19 protein-coding genes are annotated in these 17,734 nt (G+C 55.5%); 14 read left to right on the top strand and 5 right to left on the bottom strand.

Features of this window, described 5'->3' with window-relative positions; genetic code table 11:
* The first annotated feature begins 95 nt into the window (after nucleotides 1-95).
* The 14 genes from thrS to selO all read left to right on the top strand — a co-directional run bounded on the left by thrS (nucleotide 96) and on the right by selO (nucleotide 12,791).
* Entirely contained in the window at nucleotides 96-2,024 is a 1,929-nt protein-coding gene (gene thrS / locus ACOTX3_RS08625) for a threonine--tRNA ligase (RefSeq protein ID WP_013097005.1), read from the top strand.
* A 3-nt stretch (nucleotides 2,025-2,027) separates the two neighbouring features.
* A complete protein-coding gene (gene infC, locus ACOTX3_RS08620) occupies nucleotides 2,028-2,570 on the top strand; it encodes a translation initiation factor IF-3 (protein ID WP_023616141.1) in 543 nt (180 codons plus the stop codon).
* Nucleotides 2,571-2,667: 97 nt separating this feature from the next.
* Nucleotides 2,668-2,865 carry a 50S ribosomal protein L35 gene (gene rpmI, locus ACOTX3_RS08615; RefSeq protein WP_001124225.1) on the top strand — a complete coding sequence of 66 codons (198 nt, stop codon included), beginning with the start codon at nucleotides 2,668-2,670 and terminating at the stop codon, nucleotides 2,863-2,865.
* 50 nt (nucleotides 2,866-2,915) lie between these two features.
* Nucleotides 2,916-3,272, top strand: coding sequence for a 50S ribosomal protein L20 (gene rplT / locus ACOTX3_RS08610; protein ID WP_000124850.1), 357 nt, complete (start codon nucleotides 2,916-2,918; stop codon nucleotides 3,270-3,272).
* Between the two features lie 183 nt (nucleotides 3,273-3,455).
* On the top strand, nucleotides 3,456-3,500 hold the full coding sequence (pheM, locus tag ACOTX3_RS08605) for a pheST operon leader peptide PheM (protein ID WP_159108210.1): 45 nt from the start codon (nucleotides 3,456-3,458) through the stop codon (nucleotides 3,498-3,500).
* 137 nt (nucleotides 3,501-3,637) lie between these two features.
* A complete protein-coding gene (pheS, locus tag ACOTX3_RS08600; RefSeq protein WP_013097003.1) occupies nucleotides 3,638-4,621 on the top strand; it encodes a phenylalanine--tRNA ligase subunit alpha in 984 nt (327 codons plus the stop codon).
* Between the two features lie 15 nt (nucleotides 4,622-4,636).
* Entirely contained in the window at nucleotides 4,637-7,024 is a 2,388-nt protein-coding gene (gene pheT / locus ACOTX3_RS08595) for a phenylalanine--tRNA ligase subunit beta (protein WP_058679436.1), read from the top strand.
* 4 nt (nucleotides 7,025-7,028) lie between these two features.
* Nucleotides 7,029-7,328 (top strand): integration host factor subunit alpha, encoded by a 300-nt coding sequence (ihfA, locus tag ACOTX3_RS08590; protein WP_013097001.1) that lies wholly within the window; start codon nucleotides 7,029-7,031, stop codon nucleotides 7,326-7,328.
* 103 nt (nucleotides 7,329-7,431) lie between these two features.
* Nucleotides 7,432-8,412 (top strand): vitamin B12 ABC transporter permease BtuC, encoded by a 981-nt coding sequence (btuC, locus tag ACOTX3_RS08585; RefSeq protein WP_038419164.1) that lies wholly within the window; start codon nucleotides 7,432-7,434, stop codon nucleotides 8,410-8,412.
* Between the two features lie 22 nt (nucleotides 8,413-8,434).
* Nucleotides 8,435-8,986, top strand: coding sequence for a glutathione peroxidase (locus ACOTX3_RS08580; RefSeq protein ID WP_020688363.1), 552 nt, complete (start codon nucleotides 8,435-8,437; stop codon nucleotides 8,984-8,986).
* Entirely contained in the window at nucleotides 8,986-9,741 is a 756-nt protein-coding gene (gene btuD / locus ACOTX3_RS08575) for a vitamin B12 ABC transporter ATP-binding protein BtuD (protein WP_045902862.1), read from the top strand. Before ACOTX3_RS08580 ends, btuD begins: the two co-directional genes overlap by 1 nt.
* Before the next feature lie 74 nt (nucleotides 9,742-9,815).
* A complete protein-coding gene (locus tag ACOTX3_RS08570) occupies nucleotides 9,816-10,280 on the top strand; it encodes a C40 family peptidase (protein WP_023620702.1) in 465 nt (154 codons plus the stop codon).
* A gap of 293 nt (nucleotides 10,281-10,573) precedes the next feature.
* Nucleotides 10,574-11,284 (top strand): EAL domain-containing protein, encoded by a 711-nt coding sequence (locus ACOTX3_RS08565; protein ID WP_038980279.1) that lies wholly within the window; start codon nucleotides 10,574-10,576, stop codon nucleotides 11,282-11,284.
* A 64-nt stretch (nucleotides 11,285-11,348) separates the two neighbouring features.
* Entirely contained in the window at nucleotides 11,349-12,791 is a 1,443-nt protein-coding gene (selO, locus tag ACOTX3_RS08560) for a protein adenylyltransferase SelO (RefSeq protein ID WP_013096994.1), read from the top strand.
* A gap of 39 nt (nucleotides 12,792-12,830) precedes the next feature.
* On the opposite strand, the gene ACOTX3_RS08555 is transcribed toward selO, so the two are convergent.
* Genes ACOTX3_RS08555 through ACOTX3_RS08535 form a run of 5 tightly spaced genes read right to left on the bottom strand, consistent with a single transcriptional unit; the run spans nucleotide 12,831 to nucleotide 17,604 of the window.
* Nucleotides 12,831-13,601 carry a 3-hydroxybutyrate dehydrogenase gene (locus ACOTX3_RS08555; RefSeq protein WP_013096993.1) on the bottom strand — a complete coding sequence of 257 codons (771 nt, stop codon included), beginning with the start codon at nucleotides 13,599-13,601 and terminating at the stop codon, nucleotides 12,831-12,833.
* A gap of 10 nt (nucleotides 13,602-13,611) precedes the next feature.
* Nucleotides 13,612-15,003 carry a GntP family permease gene (locus ACOTX3_RS08550; RefSeq protein ID WP_058679435.1) on the bottom strand — a complete coding sequence of 464 codons (1,392 nt, stop codon included), beginning with the start codon at nucleotides 15,001-15,003 and terminating at the stop codon, nucleotides 13,612-13,614.
* A gap of 43 nt (nucleotides 15,004-15,046) precedes the next feature.
* On the bottom strand, nucleotides 15,047-16,228 hold the full coding sequence (locus ACOTX3_RS08545; protein WP_038980282.1) for an acetyl-CoA C-acetyltransferase: 1,182 nt from the start codon (nucleotides 16,226-16,228) through the stop codon (nucleotides 15,047-15,049).
* 9 nt (nucleotides 16,229-16,237) lie between these two features.
* On the bottom strand, nucleotides 16,238-16,894 hold the full coding sequence (locus ACOTX3_RS08540) for a 3-oxoacid CoA-transferase subunit B (RefSeq protein ID WP_013096990.1): 657 nt from the start codon (nucleotides 16,892-16,894) through the stop codon (nucleotides 16,238-16,240).
* Between the two features lie 2 nt (nucleotides 16,895-16,896).
* Nucleotides 16,897-17,604, bottom strand: coding sequence for a CoA transferase subunit A (locus ACOTX3_RS08535; RefSeq protein ID WP_058679434.1), 708 nt, complete (start codon nucleotides 17,602-17,604; stop codon nucleotides 16,897-16,899).
* Between the last annotated feature and the right edge of the window lie 130 nt (nucleotides 17,605-17,734).

Here is a 17,734-nt window from a genome sequence, read left to right as displayed (position 1 = left end):
TTGGTCAGATGGTGTCGTAATCTCTTGTTAAACTATGATTATTTTCTTTGTATATGCTCTTATGTGTGGGGCATCACTGCAAATAAGGATATAAAATGCCTGTAATTACTCTTCCTGATGGCAGCCAACGCCATTTCGACCACGCCGTTAGCCCAATGGATGTTGCCCTGGACATCGGTCCTGGACTCGCGAAAGCGACCATCGCGGGCCGTGTGAACGGTGAGCTGGTTGATGCATCCGATCTGATCGAAAACGACGCGCAACTCTCTATCATCACCGCAAAAGATGAAGAAGGTCTGGAGATCATTCGTCACTCCTGTGCGCACCTGTTAGGTCATGCCATCAAACAGCTGTGGCCAAACACCAAAATGGCGATCGGCCCGGTTATCGACAACGGCTTCTACTACGACGTTGACCTTGACCACACCCTGACCCAGGAAGATATCGACGCGCTCGAGAAACGTATGCACGAGCTCGCCGAAACCAACTATGACGTCATTAAGAAGAAAGTCAGCTGGCACGAAGCGCGTGAAACCTTCGTGAAGCGTGGCGAGAGCTATAAAGTCTCTATTCTTGATGAGAACATTGCTCATGATGACAAGCCTGGCTTGTATCATCACCAGGAATACATCGACATGTGCCGCGGGCCGCACGTGCCGAACATGCGCTTCTGCCATCACTTCAAACTGATGAAAATTGCTGGCGCCTACTGGCGTGGCGATAGCAACAACAAGATGTTGCAGCGTATTTATGGTACCGCGTGGGCAGATAAAAAAGCCCTGAACGCCTACCTGCAGCGCCTGGAAGAGGCGGCGAAGCGTGACCACCGTAAAATCGGTAAACAGCTTGACCTGTACCACATGCAGGAAGAAGCACCGGGTATGGTCTTCTGGCATAACGACGGCTGGACTATTTTCCGTGAACTGGAAACCTTCGTGCGTTCCAAGCTGAAAGAGTACCAGTATCAGGAAGTGAAAGGTCCGTTCATGATGGACCGTGTGCTGTGGGAAAAAACCGGCCACTGGGACAACTACAAAGATGCGATGTTCACCACCTCTTCTGAGAACCGAGAATACTGCATCAAGCCAATGAACTGCCCGGGCCACGTTCAGATCTTTAACCAGGGTCTGAAATCTTACCGCGATCTGCCGCTGCGTATGGCAGAGTTCGGTAGCTGCCACCGTAACGAGCCATCAGGTGCGCTGCACGGTCTGATGCGTGTTCGTGGCTTTACGCAGGATGATGCGCATATCTTCTGTACTGAAGATCAGGTACGTGATGAAGTTAACGCCTGTATTCGTATGGTCTACGATATGTACAGTACCTTTGGCTTCGAGAAGATCGTGGTCAAACTCTCAACGCGTCCGGAAAAACGTATCGGTAGCGATGAGACCTGGGATCGTGCAGAAGCGGATCTCGCCGTGGCGCTGGAAGAGAACGGAATTCCGTTTGAATACCAGCTGGGTGAGGGCGCCTTCTACGGTCCGAAAATTGAATTTACCCTGTATGACTGTCTCGACAGAGCTTGGCAGTGCGGCACAGTACAGCTGGACTTCTCCCTGCCTCAGCGTTTAAGCGCCTCTTACGTTGGCGAAGACAACGAGCGTCAGGTCCCTGTAATGATTCACCGTGCTATTCTTGGTTCTCTGGAGCGCTTCATTGGCATCCTGACCGAAGAGTTCGCGGGCTTCTTCCCAACCTGGCTTGCGCCGGTGCAGGTAGTGGTCATGAACATTACCGATTCTCAGGCGGATTACGTTAAAGAATTGACGCAGAAACTACAAAATGCGGGCATTCGCGTAAAAGCAGACTTGAGAAATGAGAAGATTGGCTTTAAAATCCGCGAGCACACTTTACGTCGTGTCCCGTATATGTTGGTCTGTGGTGATAAAGAGGTGGAAGCAGGCAAAGTTGCCGTTCGCACCCGCCGTGGTAAAGACCTGGGCAGCCTGGACGTAAGTGAAGTGATTGAGAAGCTGCAACAAGAGATTCGCAGCCGCAGTCTTCAACAACTGGAGGAATAAGGTATTAAAGGCGGAAAACGAGTTCAAACGGCACGTCCGAATCGTATCAATGGCGAGATTCGCGCCCAGGAAGTTCGCTTAACAGGTCTGGAAGGCGAGCAGCTGGGGATTGTGAGTCTGAGAGAAGCAATCGAAAAAGCTGAAGAAGCTGGAGTAGATTTAGTTGAAATCAGCCCTAACGCCGAACCGCCAGTTTGTCGTATCATGGACTACGGCAAGTTCCTTTATGAAAAAAGTAAGTCTTCTAAGGAACAGAAGAAGAAGCAAAAAGTTATCCAGGTTAAGGAAATTAAATTCCGTCCTGGTACCGACGATGGCGATTATCAGGTAAAACTCCGCAGCCTGATTCGCTTTCTGGAAGATGGCGATAAGGCCAAGATCACACTGCGTTTCCGCGGTCGTGAAATGGCCCACCAACAGATTGGTATGGAAGTGCTTAACCGCGTCCGTGACGATCTGAGTGAACTGGCAGTAGTCGAATCCTTCCCTACGAAGATCGAAGGCCGCCAGATGATCATGGTGCTCGCTCCTAAGAAGAAACAGTAAGGCCTTCAAGCAGCAAAATCTGTGGAGCCTTCGGGCCTCATAGGTTTTGCTCGCCTATGTTTCGTTTATTTAACAATGCGAAGTGGAAGTTATTAAAATGCCAAAAATTAAGACCGTACGCGGTGCTGCTAAGCGCTTCAAAAAAACCGGTAAAGGTGGTTTTAAGCACAAGCACGCTAACCTGCGTCACATTCTGACTAAGAAAGCTACCAAGCGTAAACGTCACCTGCGTCCAAAAGCCATGGTTTCTAAAGGCGATCTGGGCCTGGTTATCGCGTGCCTGCCGTACGCATAAGTCGTTAACGTTTAACTTTTTTAACTTAGAATAGATACAGGAGAGCACACATGGCTCGCGTAAAACGTGGTGTAATTGCACGTGCACGTCACAAGAAAATTTTGAAACAAGCTAAAGGCTACTACGGTGCGCGTTCACGCGTATACCGCGTTGCCTTCCAGGCTGTTATCAAAGCAGGTCAGTACGCTTACCGTGACCGTCGTCAGCGTAAGCGTCAGTTCCGTCAACTGTGGATTGCGCGTATCAACGCAGCAGCACGTCAGAACGGTATTTCTTACAGCAAATTCATCAACGGCCTGAAAAAAGCCTCTGTTGAAATCGACCGTAAGATCCTGGCTGACATCGCAGTATTCGACAAAGTCGCGTTCACCGCGCTGGTCGAAAAAGCGAAAGCAGCACTGGCATAAGCCAGTTGAGAGAGGGGGCCTGGCTCCCTCTTTTCATATACCCGTCATACTTCAAGCTGTACCTGCGTTGGCTGCGTTCGTTCCGAATTATTTAGGGTATAACCTTATCAGAAGATTGACTTTTATCCGTGCAGGCTTTTCAATAAGGTCTTAACGGTTTTTACCACACAAGGTAACGCAAGCATGAATGCTGCTATTTCCCGCTTCTTCTTTTACTTTAGCACCTGACTTCAGGAGGCTAGCGCGTGAAAGATGAAACGAAAAACAGCGCCAGATAAGCCTCCCGATGGAGGCTTTTTTTGTGCCTGAATTTGAGAGAATACGTCCACCAAATCGGTGTCTGTACCGACATAATGAGGAAAATCATGTCACATCTCGCAGAGCTGGTTGCCAGTGCAACAGCCGCCATTAATCAGGCCTCAGATGTTGCCGCGTTAGACAATGTCCGCGTCGAATATTTGGGTAAGAAAGGGCATCTGACCCTTCAAATGACTACCCTGCGTGAGTTGCCGCCGGAAGAGCGCCCGGCAGCCGGTGCGGTGATAAACGAAGCCAAAGAGCAGGTGCAACAGGCTCTGAACGCGCGTAAAGCGGCGCTGGAAAGTGCCGTGCTGAATGCGCGTCTGGCGGCAGAGACGATCGATGTTTCTCTGCCTGGGCGCCGTATCGAAAACGGTGGCCTGCATCCGGTGACCCGCACTATCGATCGTATTGAAAGTTTCTTCGGTGAGCTCGGCTTTACCGTGGCGACTGGCCCGGAAATCGAAGATGATTACCATAACTTCGACGCTCTGAACATTCCAGGCCATCATCCGGCACGCGCTGACCACGACACTTTCTGGTTCGACGCCACCCGTCTGCTGCGTACTCAGACCTCCGGCGTACAGATCCGTACCATGAAGGAGCAGGAACCCCCGATCCGTATCATTGCACCGGGCCGCGTCTACCGTAACGATTACGATCAGACCCACACCCCAATGTTCCACCAGATGGAAGGGCTGATCGTTGATAAAAACATCAGCTTCACCAACCTGAAAGGCACGCTGCACGACTTCCTGAACAACTTCTTTGAGGAAGATCTGCAGGTTCGTTTCCGTCCGTCCTATTTCCCGTTCACCGAACCGTCTGCGGAAGTGGACGTGATGGGCAAAAACGGCAAATGGCTGGAAGTGCTGGGCTGCGGCATGGTGCATCCGAACGTACTGCGCAACGTGGGTATCGACCCGGAAGTTTACTCCGGCTTTGCGTTTGGGATGGGCATGGAGCGTCTGACCATGCTGCGTTATGGCGTGACCGATTTGCGTGCATTCTTCGAAAACGATCTGCGTTTCCTCAAACAGTTTAAATAAGGGCAGGACAGAACAATGAAATTCAGTGAACTGTGGTTACGCGAATGGGTGAACACCACGCTGGACAGCGAAGCGCTTTCCAACCAGATCACCATGGCGGGTCTGGAAGTTGACGGTGTAGAGCCGGTTTCTGGCGCCTTCACCGGCGTGGTTGTGGGCGAAGTGGTTGAATGTGGTCAGCATCCTAACGCTGACAAATTGCGCGTCACCAAAGTTAATGTGGGTGGCGATCGTCTGCTGGATATCGTCTGCGGCGCGCCAAACTGCCGTCAGGGCCTGAAAGTGGCCGTGGCGACTGTCGGCGCTGTGCTGCCGGGCGATTTCAAAATTAAAGCGGCCAAACTGCGCGGCGAGCCGTCTGAAGGCATGCTGTGCTCGTTCTCCGAGCTGGGTATTTCCGACGATCACAACGGCATTATTGAACTGCCGCTGGATGCGCCAATCGGCACCGATATCCGCGAATACCTGAAGCTCGATGACAACACCATCGAAATCAGCGTGACGCCAAACCGTGCAGACTGCTTAGGGATTATCGGCGTGGCTCGCGATGTTGCGGTGCTGAACCAGACCGAACTGAACGCGCCGGAGATCGTCCCGGTTGCTGCTACCATCAGCGACATCCTGCCTATTCAGGTAGACGCGCCTGAGGCCTGCCCACGCTACCTCGGTCGTGTGGTGAAAGGTATCAACGTCAAAGCGCCAACCCCGCTGTGGATGAAAGAAAAACTGCGTCGCTGCGGTATCCGTTCTATTGATGCGGTTGTTGACGTGACCAACTATGTTCTGCTGGAACTGGGCCAGCCAATGCACGCATTCGATAAAGATCGTATCGACGGCGGGATTATCGTGCGTATGGCGAAAGAGGGTGAAACCCTGGTTCTGCTGGACGGCAGCGAAGCAAAACTGAATGCCGACACGCTGGTGATTGCCGATCACGGCAAGGCGCTGGCGATGGGCGGGATCTTCGGTGGCGAACACTCTGGCGTGAACGATGAAACGCAAAACGTTCTGCTGGAATGTGCCTTCTTCAGCCCGCTCTCTATTACCGGTCGTGCGCGTCGTCATGGTCTGCACACCGATGCCTCTCACCGCTACGAGCGTGGCGTTGACCCGGCGCTGCAGTACAAAGCGATGGAACGTGCGACCCGTCTGCTGATCGACATCTGCGGCGGCGAAGCGGGCCCGGTTATTGATGTAACCAACGAAGGCACGCTGCCGAAGCGCGCGACCATTACCCTGCGTCGCAGCAAGCTGGATCGCCTGATTGGCCACCACGTTGCCGATGCACAGGTCACCGATATTCTGAAACGTCTGGGTTGCGACGTGACGGAAGGGCAGGACGAGTGGAAAGCCGTTGCGCCGTCATGGCGTTTCGACATGGAGATTGAAGAAGATCTGGTGGAAGAAGTGGCCCGCGTCTACGGCTACAACAACATCCCTGACGAGCCGGTACAGGCCGGTCTGGTGATGGGCTCCCACCGTGAAGCCGATCTCTCCCTGAAGCGTGTGAAAACCATGCTGAACGACAAAGGTTATCAGGAAGTGATCACCTACAGCTTTGTCGATCCTAAGCTGCAGCAGCTGATCCATCCAGGCCAGGAGGCGCTGATCCTGCCAAGCCCGATCTCCAGCGAGATGTCGGCAATGCGCCTGTCTCTGTGGACCGGCCTGCTGGGCACGATTGTCTACAACCAGAATCGTCAGCAAAACCGTGTGCGAATTTTCGAAAGCGGTTTGCGCTTTGTGCCGGATAATCAGGCAAATTTAGGCATCCGTCAGGATCTCATGCTGGCTGGCGCCATCAGCGGTAATCGCTATGAAGAGCACTGGGACCTGGCAAAAGGCACGGTTGATTTCTACGATATGAAGGGCGATCTGGAAGCGATTCTCGATCTGACCGGTAAATTATCTGAAATTGAATTCCGTGCAGAAGCCATTCCGGCGCTCCACCCGGGCCAAAGTGCGGCTATCTATTTAGCGGGCAAACGCATTGGTTTTATTGGCGTTGTTCATCCTGAGCTGGAACGTAAACTGGACCTGAACGGCCGTACCATCGTGTTTGAGCTGGAATGGAGTCCGGTTGCAGACCGCGTGATTCCACAGGCGCAGGACGTCTCTCGCTTCCCGGCAAACCGCCGTGATATCGCGGTTGTGGTCGCTGAAAACGTGCCTGCAGCAGATATTTTGGCCGAGTGTAAGAAAGTTGGCGTAAATCAGGTAGTTGGCGTAAACTTATTTGACGTGTACCGCGGCAAGGGCGTAGCAGAAGGTTTCAAGAGCCTCGCTATCAGCCTTATCCTTCAGGATACCAGCCGTACACTCGAAGAAGAGGAGATTGCCGCTACCGTCGCCAAATGTGTAGAGGCATTAAAAGAGCGATTCCAGGCATCATTGAGGGATTGAACCTATGGCGCTTACAAAAGCTGAAATGTCAGAATATCTGTTTGATAAGCTTGGGCTTAGCAAACGGGATGCCAAAGAGCTGGTAGAGCTGTTTTTCGAAGAGATCCGTCGTGCTCTGGAAAATGGTGAGCAGGTAAAACTCTCCGGCTTTGGCAATTTTGATTTGCGAGACAAAAACCAACGTCCGGGCCGTAACCCGAAGACGGGGGAAGATATTCCCATTACAGCCCGCCGCGTGGTGACCTTCAGACCCGGACAGAAGTTAAAAAGCCGTGTCGAAAACGCAACGCCCAAAACAGAGTAATATGAACTAACTAAAAAGGCCGCTCTCGCGGCCTTTTTTCTTTGCTCTCGCTGGCAAACCCGCCGTAAAATCAATTACATCTCACGCTAATAAAACCGTACACATGCTTGATTTTGCCCATCGCCAACAGCGTTCCGATCGACGCCGCCTGCTTTTGCTGGTGCTGCTGCTTTTTGTTGCCGCCGGTTTCAGCCTGTGTGCCGGCGACCAGTGGCTAAGCCCGGCACGCTGGTTTGGTCCTGAAGGGCAGCTTTTCGTCTGGCAAATTCGTCTGCCGCGCACGCTGGCGGTGATCCTGGTCGGTGCCGCGCTGGCGCTCTCAGGCACCATTATGCAGGCGTTGTTTGAAAACCCTCTGGCAGAGCCGGGGCTGCTCGGTGTCTCAAATGGCGCCGGTGTAGGGCTGATTGCCGCGGTGATGCTCGGCGGTGGGGCGCTTTCCCCCTGGGGCGTTAGCCTCAGTGCCATTCTCGGGGCATTGCTGATCACCCTTATTCTCCTGCGCTTCGCACGACGCCATTTATCAACCAGTCGGCTGCTGCTTGCCGGGGTTGCGTTGGGGATCATCTGCAGCGCGTTGATGACCTGGGCGGTCTACTTCTCTACCTCGTTCGATCTGCGTCAGCTGATGTACTGGATGATGGGCGGGTTTGGCGGCGTAGACTGGCGGCAGGGCTGGCTGATGGTGCTGCTGGTCCCGGTCATACTGTGGGCGGGCGTGCAGTCGCAGCCGCTGAATATTCTCGCTCTTGGTGAAACCTCAGCCCGCCAGCTCGGGATGCCGATTGGCGTCTGGCGCAACGCGCTGGTGATTGCAATCGGCTGGCTGGTGGGAGTGAGCGTGGCGCTGGCGGGGGCGATTGGCTTTATCGGGCTGGTTATCCCGCACATGCTGCGTCTGTGTGGCATCACCGACCATCGAATCTTACTTCCCGCCTCGGCAGTGGCCGGTGCGGCAACGCTGCTGGTGGCGGATATCATCGCCAGGCTCGCCCTGAACGCCGCTGAGTTGCCCATCGGTGTGGTCACCGCCACGCTGGGCGCGCCGGTGTTTATCTGGCTACTATTAAAAGCTGGACGTTAAATCGATAACCTGAGGAAATGCTATGCAGTCTGATATTCTGAATACCGAAGTGACCACCATCGACGGGGACAAAACCACCCTGGAACGCTACAAAGGCAACGTGTTGCTCATTGTGAACGTAGCCTCCAAATGTGGTCTGACGCCGCAGTACGAGCAGCTGGAGAACATTCAGAAAGCCTGGGAGAAAGACGGCTTTACCGTACTGGGCTTCCCGTGCAATCAGTTCCTGGGTCAGGAGCCGGGCAGCGAAGAGGAGATCAAAACGTTTTGCAGCACCACCTATGGCGTGACGTTCCCGATGTTCAGCAAAATTGATGTGAATGGCGAAAATCGTCACCCGCTGTATGCCAAACTGGTGGCCGCCGCGCCGACCGCCGTGGCACCGGAAGGCAGTGGCTTTTACGAGCGTATGGCCAGCAAAGGGCGAGCACCGCTCTATCCGGACGACATCCTGTGGAATTTCGAAAAATTCCTGATTGGTCGTGACGGCCAGGTCGTTCAGCGTTTTTCTCCGGATATGACGCCTGAAGATCCTATCGTCATGGAGTCAATCAAGCTGGCGCTGGCGAAATAATGACGCAGCTGATGCAGCTCACGGACGTTGCCGAGACGGGGCGTCTGGAGCCGGTGACGGCGGCCATCCGTGCAGGTGAAATCCTGCATCTGGTGGGGCCGAACGGGGCAGGGAAGAGTACGCTGCTGGCGCGCATGGCGGGGCTGACAGTCGGGCCAGGCTCGATCACCTTGCTCGATAGCCCCCTTGGTGACTGGTCGGCGGTCGCGCTGGCGCACCGGCGGAGCTACCTTGTTCAGCAGCAGGTCCCGCCGTTTGCGATGCCGGTCTGGCACTATCTGATGCTGCATCTGCACGATAAACAGCAGACCGCGCTGCTCACCGAAGTGGCGGCAGCGTTGGGGTTAGAGGACAAACTTTCCCGGCATGCCAGCCAGCTTTCCGGTGGCGAGTGGCAGCGCGTCCGTCTGGCGGCGGTGATCCTTCAGATCCATCCGGCGGGCAACCCTCACGGGCGACTGTTGTTGCTGGACGAGCCGATGAGCGGTCTGGACGTGGCGCAACAGGCGGCGCTGGACACGCTCCTCAGCGCGCTGTGTCAACAAGGCATTGCCGTGGTGATGAGCAGCCATGACCTTAACCATACGCTGCGCCATGCGCACAGCGTATGGCTTCTGGCGCGCGGGAAGATGATTGCCAGCGGCACGCGCGATAGCGTCCTTACGCCGCCAAATCTCGCTCGTGCTTACCATATGCCGTTCCGCAGGCTGGATATCGAAGGGCATAAGATGCTGATTTCTACCGCACACGAGTAACCGTTTCTTGCCTGTTAGCGCCATTGCACGCTAAATTACGAAAAGAATAAAAAAAGCAGAGGATTCGTCTGGACATGCGATTCTGGTTTCTCATGGTGGCAGCGTTATTTCTTGCGGGATGCAGTAGCCATCGCGCACCGCCGCCTAACCCACGACTTTCAGATTCAATCACCGTGATTGCCAGCCTGAACGATCAGCTGAGCAACTGGCGCGGGACACCGTATCGCTACGGTGGCATGAGTCGCGGTGGGGTGGATTGCTCCGGCTTTGTGCTGATGACGTTCCGGGATAAGTTTGATTTGCAGCTTCCACGCGAAACGCGCAAACAGGCTGAAATCGGTACCGAAATTGATAAAGATGAGTTGTTACCCGGCGACCTGGTTTTTTTCAAAACCGGCTCGGGTGAAAGTGGTCTGCATGTTGGCATTTATGATACGGATAACCAGTTTATTCATGCCTCGACCAGTCGTGGGGTGATGCGTTCTTCGCTCGATAATGTTTACTGGCGTAAAAATTTCTGGCAGGCACGACGTATTTAGTCCGCCACCGACCACGCATTTCTGACGGCATGGCACAATTAAACCATGCCGTTTTTTTGCAAATAAGATGATTAAAGTTAAATTTACAACAAATTACTTATGTCCTTATGTGTCTGTTTTATCTAAAACTGGCTATTACGCAGCAACCAGGATAAGATTATTTTAGATTCAGGGATAAATCTGAAAATTAATACGGATCTAATGAAATTAAACTTATTAAAATCAAGACAGTGGAATTGTGTCAGCAATTGCTCCAGGATGTCCTCTCTCATCTTTAATGCGGGGCGAGTGCAATGATTATTACGTTAGATAATGCCTACCAGTCTGAACTGTTGCTCCAGCCTGCCCGCAATAATGCCGGTGAGCTTAAAGGATTAGAGGTGACGGTTAACTTTACTGGCGTCGGCAGCGATGTACGGATCCCCACTGAACTCGTTATCCCGCGTCTGACTCCGGCAGAAGAGTTAGCGTTGTTTCAAGAAAAACTGCAATTGCTTGATACCTGCAAACTGTTTTTTATTCAGCATCAGTTAATTGCATGGATCAATATTACACCTGTAATAGTTGAGTTTTTATTAAGTAATGGGAACGCTGTTTCAATACTTGAGCGTTATCCATTTCTTGAGTTTACTGTTAATGAGAATTATCCAGGTTTAAATAACGGAAAAGACGATCCCGAACTGGCGAGAATGGCGATTCATTTTCCGCTGGTGCTGGCAAACTTTGGTGCCGGTGAAGCCTCGCTTAAAGCCGTTTATGATGGTTTGTTTAAACGTGTCATTCTGGACAAAGGGTTTATCCAGCAGCACGCGGCAGCGCTTTCTTTTGAGCCCTTTATGCGCGCTATTCTGTGGCAAATAACGTCACATTGTCAGTCTGTGCTCGTCGCCGGTATTGACGATCATGCCCTGTTGCAGCGCGTTTTATCCTTCAACTTTGGTGCCATGCAGGGGGCGCTGTGGCCAGCCGTCTCTGCAGAGCGCGTCACCACGCTGGTTCAGTGATAACCCTTTCTTTCGCCCGTGTTTAAGTCCGGGTAAACCCTCTACACTAAAAGCAGGAGGACTTATGACCCTGTCTTTTACTGCGCACTGGCATGACGAGTTGCCGGGTTTTTATACCGCACTCAAACCAACACCATTACATCATTCCCGTCTTGTCTGGCATAACGATTCGCTGGCGAACGACCTGGCTATCCCACCGGAAATGTTCCAGCCTTCAGACGGCGCGGGCGTCTGGGGAGGGGAAACGCTGCTCGATGGCATGCAGCCCCTCGCTCAGGTCTATAGCGGACACCAGTTTGGCGTCTGGGCGGGACAGCTGGGGGACGGCCGTGGGATCCTGCTCGGCGAACAACAGCTCCCCGGCGGAGAGACGGTCGACTGGCACCTGAAAGGGGCGGGTCTCACACCCTATTCACGCATGGGCGACGGGCGCGCGGTACTGCGCTCAACCATTCGTGAAAGTCTGGCGTCGGAAGCGATGCATGCGCTGGGTATTCCCACCACGCGCGCGCTGACGATAGTGACCAGTGACACCCCGGTGGTCCGCGAAACGGTAGAGAAAGGCGCCATGCTGATGCGCATTGCGCAAAGCCATCTGCGTTTCGGCCATTTTGAACATTTTTATTATCGCCGCGAGCCGGAAAACGTACGCCAGCTTGCCGATTACGCCATCCGACGGCACTGGCCGCAGTTACAGGACGAGGCCGACAAATACCACCTCTGGTTCCGGGATGTGGTTGCCCGCACGGCAATCATGATTGCCCGCTGGCAGTCCGTAGGCTTTGCCCATGGCGTGATGAATACCGACAACATGTCAATTCTGGGGCTGACCTTTGATTACGGTCCGTTTGGTTTTCTCGATGACTACCAGCCGGGGTATATCTGCAACCACTCGGACTATCAGGGGCGCTACAGCTTTGATAATCAGCCGGCGGTGGGGCTGTGGAATCTGCAGCGTCTGGCGCAATCCCTGTCGCCGTTTATCGACGTTGATGCCCTGAATGATGCGCTCGACGGCTATCAGGAGACATTGCTGCGCGAATACGGCACGCTGATGCGCAACAAGTTGGGGCTGATGACGCAGGAGAAGGGCGATAACACTATTCTGAATGGCTTGTTTGCGCTCATGGCGCGTGAGGGCAGCGACTATACCCGTACCTTCCGTATGCTCGGCCAGACAGAGCAGCATAGCGCCGCCTCACCGCTGCGCGATGAGTTTATCGACCGACAGGCGTTTGACGACTGGTTTGCCACTTACCGCGCGCGCCTGCAACAAGAGCAGGTGGATGACGCGACCCGGCAGGCGCAGATGAACGCGGCGAACCCGGCGATGGTCTTGCGCAACTGGCTGGCGCAGCGGGCGATTGAGCAGGCGGAGCAAGGTGAGTATGCAGAATTACACCGGCTGCACGTAGCGTTGCGCACGCCGTTTGCCGACCGGGACGACGATTATGTCAGCCGCCCGCCTGACTGGGGCAAGCGGCTGGAGGTCAGCTGCTCAAGCTAATGTTTTGGCCGGGAAGCACAGGCTTGCCCGGCCGATACGTCACTGGGCGACCCACCCGCCATCCATATTCCACGCCGCGCCCCGCACGTGCACGGCGCTGTCGCTACATAAAAACAGCGCCAGTTCACCCAGCTGTTCTGGCGTAACAAACTCTCCTGATGGCTGTTTCTCCGCAAGCAACTGCTCGCGCGCCCGATCCGCAGGCACACCTTCTGCGATACGTTTGTCGATCTGCTGCTGAACCAGCGGCGTAAGCACCCATCCCGGGCAGATGGCGTTAGCAGTAATACCGGTGCGGGCAGTCTCCAGCGCCAGGGATTTTGTAAAACCGACCACCCCATGCTTGGCGGCGACATAGGCTGACTTCTCTTTTGACGCCACCAGCCCATGCACGGAGGCGATATTAATGATGCGTCCCCAGTTTTTCTCGCGCATTGCAGGCAGCGCCAGTCGGCTGGTGTGAAACACCGACGACAGGTTAATGGCAATAATGTCGTTCCATTTCTCCACCGGGAACGCCTCAACCGGGGCGACATGCTGTATCCCGGCATTATTGATAAGAATATCCACTCCGCCGAACTGCGTGTCGGCGTAGCGCATCATCGCGTCGATTTGCAGAGCGTCACGCAGATCTGCATCGTGATAACCCGGTTTTTTCCCCAGCCGGGCGATCTCTTCTCTTGCTGCGTCACTGTCGCCAAAACCGTTGAGGATCAGCTGCGCTCCGGCCTTTGCCAGTACGCGGGCGATGCCCAGACCAATACCGCTGGTCGAGCCGGTCACCAGCGCCGTTTTACCGTTCAGATTCATTTTATTCTCCTTACACAATGCCGGTGAGATAGAACACGGCAATGACAAAAAGCACCGCCAGACTTTTGATGATCGTGATGGCGAAAATACCGCCATAGGCCTGACGATGGCTAAGACCGGTGATGGCCAGCAGCGTAATCACCGCGCCGTTATGGGGGAGTGTATCCATGCCACCGCTGGCCATAGAAGCCACCCGGTGCAGGACCTCCAGCGGAATATTCGCGGCATGGGCGGCGGCGACAAAGCTATCTGCCATGGCCGCCAGCGCAATGCTCATCCCACCTGAAGCCGAACCGGTGATCCCGGCGAGAACGGTTACGCTGATCGCTTCATTCAGTAACGGGTTCGGAATAGCCGCCAGCGCGTGGGATAAGACCAGAAAGCCGGGCAGGGCGGCGATAACTGCACCGAAACCATATTCCGAGGCGGTATTCATCGCCGCCAGGATCGCGCCGCTCACTGCCGTCCGGCTGCCTTCCGCCAGACGTCCCCGGATGTTGCGAAAACCAAAGATCAGCACCAGCACGATACCGGAAATCAGCGCAGCTTCCACGGCCCAGATGGCGGTGATCTTGCTGACCTCGGTCACAATCGGCTTTGCCAGTCCGGGCAGGGTCAGCTCGTGGCTGGTGCCATACCAGCCGGGGATCCAGCGGGTAAACAGCAGGTTGAGGATCCCCACCACCAGCAGGGGGGAAATTGCAATCAGCGGATGGGGAAGGTTAATGTTGTCCGGCGTTTCCGGTTCGTTTTTCAGATCCGTGCCGTAACCTTCATTGTTATTGAGCGCTTTCCGCCGCTGGCGCTCCAGCCAGAGCAGGCCAAAGCAGATAATAAACAGCGAGCCAATCAGCCCCAGCCAGGGGGCAGCCCAGGCATTAGTGCCGAAGAAGCTGGTGGGGATAATATTCTGGATCTGCGGCGTGCCGGGCAGGGCGTCCATGGTGAACGAGAACGCCCCCAGCGCCACGGTCGCCGGGATCAGCCGTTTGGGGATCCCGCTCTGGCGAAACAGTTCGGCGGCGAAAGGATAAACGGCAAACGCCACCACAAAGAGCGACACGCCGCCGTAGGTTAACAGTGCGCAGACCAGCACAATCACCGGAATGGCGTGGCGGCGGCCAAGGATTTGAATCGCTGCGGCAACAATGGAGCGTGAGAAGCTGGAGAGTTCAATCAGCTTGCCAAACACGGCGCCCAGCAGGAACACCGGGAAGTAGAGCTTGACGAAGCCCACCATCTTTTCCATAAACAGGCCGGTAAACGTCGGGCCGACAGCGCCCGGGTCGGTTAACAGCACGGCACCCAGCGCCGCAATGGGCGCAAAAAGAATAACGCTATATCCGCGATAGGCCGCCAGCATCAGCAGCGCCAGCGCCGCCAGGGCAATTAACACACTCATTGCGACTCCTTACTGTTGTTATATTCGGGTACTCACGAGAGGTTTAACGCTCGACGGTCAGCGCAATGCCTTGCCCGCCGCCTATGCACAGAGTGACCAGCCCTTTTTTGGCGTCACGGCGCTGCATCTCATGCAGCAGCGTCACAAGGATCCGACAGCCGGATGCACCAATCGGATGGCCCAGCGCGATAGCGCCACCGTTAACGTTCACCTTGCGCGCATCCCAGCCAAGCAGGTTACCAACCGCCAGCGCCTGCGCGGCAAAAGCTTCGTTGGCTTCGATGAGATCCACCTCATCCAGCGTCCAGCCTGCCCGCGCCAGCGCGGTCTGGCAGGCGCTGACGGGGCCGATGCCCATTACGGACGGGTCGACCCCGGTAACGGCGTAGCTCACGATCCGGCCCAGCACCGGTAGTCCGCTCGCCCGCGCTTTTTCTTCGCTCATCATCAACACCGCGGCGGCGCCATCGTTCAGGGTGGAGGCATTCCCCGCCGTGACCGTGCCGTCCTCCTGGCGAAACGCGGGGCGCAGTTGCGCAAGCTGCTCTGCGGTGGTTCCTGGCCGGGGTTGTTCGTCATGACGAATCACCAATGGCGGCTTCTTGCCCTGTTTCACCGTTACCGGGGTAATCTCGGCCTCAAAGCGAGCAGATTCGATGGCAGACGCCGCCTTTTGCTGTGACCCGGCGGCGAAGGCATCCTGCTGTTCGCGTGAAATGCCGTACTGCCGGGCGACGTTTTCCGCGGTGATCCCCATGTGGTAATCGTTAAACGCATCCCACAGGCCGTCGACGATCATGCTGTCCTGCAGGCCCGTGTGGCCAAAACGCAGCCCGGAACGGGCGCCATCCAGCAGGTAAGGGGCATTGCTCATGCTCTCCTGACCGCCCGCGATCACCACCTCTGCGTCTCCACAGCGGATAGCCTGTGCCGCAAGCTGTACCGCCTTCAGCCCCGCGCCACAGACCAGATTGACCGTGGTGGCAGGGGTACTGACGGGCAGTCCGGCGGCGATAGCCGTCTGACGTGCCGGGTTTTGTCCGCAGCCTGCCGTCAGCACCTGCCCAAAAATCAGTTCGTCTGTGTCACCTGCCGAAAGCGAGCTCTCTTCAAGCAGGCGGCGCACCGCGACAGCACCAAGTTCAACGGCGGAAAGGGGAGAGAGCGAACCGCGAAAACTGCCAATCGGCGTTCGCGTTGCCCCGACTATCATGACGTTTTTCATGTTGAGTCCTCAGCTAAAGCGCATTTCGCGAACGTCGTCCGCCACGATGATTTTTCCGGCAGTTTTGCTGACGATCTCGTCAATGCCGACGCCGGGGGCGTATTCACGCAGAATGAACGCACCGTCTTTAATTTCCAGCAGGGCCAGGTCGGTTAACACCCGGCGGATGCAGCCCACGCCGGTGAGCGGTAGCGTGCAGCGCGACAGCAGTTTGGACTCACCGCTCTTCGACGCGTGGGTCATCACGACAATGATGTTCTGCGCCCCGGCGACAAGATCCATGGCGCCGCCCATGCCTTTCACCATCTTTCCGGGGATCATCCACGAGGCGATGTTGCCTTCCATGTCCACCTCAAACGCCCCGAGCACCGTGAGGTCGACGTGACCCCCCCGGATCATGGCGAAGGACTGGGCCGAGTCGAAAATGGCGGCACCGGTTCGCGCGGTGACGGTCTGCTTACCGGCGTTAATCATGTCGGCATCAAGGCTCTGCGCATCGGGAAATTCCCCCATCCCCAGCAGTCCGTTTTCTGACTGGAGCATCACGTCCATGCCGGCGGGGATGTAGTTCGCCACCAGCGTCGGGATACCGATCCCCAGGTTGACGTAGTAACCGTCGCGCAGCTCACGGGCGACGCGCATGGCCATCTGTTCGCGGGTTAACATGGTCAGACTCCCTCTGCGCGCAGCGTGTGCTGTTCAATGCGTTTCTCAAACTGGCCGACAATCAGCCTGTCGACATAAATTCCCGGGGTATGAATGGCGGACGGCGGCAGCTCACCCGGCGGGACAATCTCTTCCACCTCCACCACGGTTATCCGTCCTGCGGTGGCCATTAGCGGGTTGAAATTTTGCGCGGTGTGGCGGTAGATAACGTTGCCGTACCAGTCCGCTTTCCAGCCTTTGATCAGCGCAAAATCGCCGGTAATGGCCTCTTCAAGGATGTAGTGCTTACCGGCAAACTGACGTACCTCTTTCCCGGCGGCCACGGGCGTGCCATAGCCGGTGGCCGTGTAAAATGCCGGAATACCGGCCCCGCCCGCGCGCACCTTTTCGGCCAGCGTGCCCTGGGGCGTCAGCTCAACCTCCAACTCGCCGCTCAGCACCTGCTGTTCGAACAGCGCGTTCTCGCCGACGTAAGATGCCACCACCTTCCGCACCTGGCGTGTCTCCAGCAGCAGCCCGAGCCCGAAACCATCCACGCCGCAGTTGTTCGATACCACCGTCAGGCCCTGCACCTGACGGCGTTTGACTTCCGCAATCAGATTTTCAGGAATACCGCACAGGCCAAAGCCGCCCGCCAGCAATGTCATCCCGTCCGTCAGCCCCTCCAGCGCCTGCGCATAGCTGCCGACGCGTTTATCCAGTCCTGCCATAGCCATCCCTCCCGTTGTCCGTGGCGGTATCATTGGGGGCGACGACTCTTTTGTTAATTTTGAATTTGTGACCCACTCATTTGGTTTTTTTATTAATTTCCTGTTAGCTAAATTTTTTCAATTAGTTAAC

This window comes from Enterobacter cloacae complex sp. IR5384 (genome assembly GCF_049237265.1).
GTDB classification, from domain to species: domain Bacteria; phylum Pseudomonadota; class Gammaproteobacteria; order Enterobacterales; family Enterobacteriaceae; genus Enterobacter; species Enterobacter cloacae.
The sequence above is the reverse complement of the archived record's forward strand: the minus strand, read 5'-3'. Positions and strand labels throughout refer to the sequence as shown.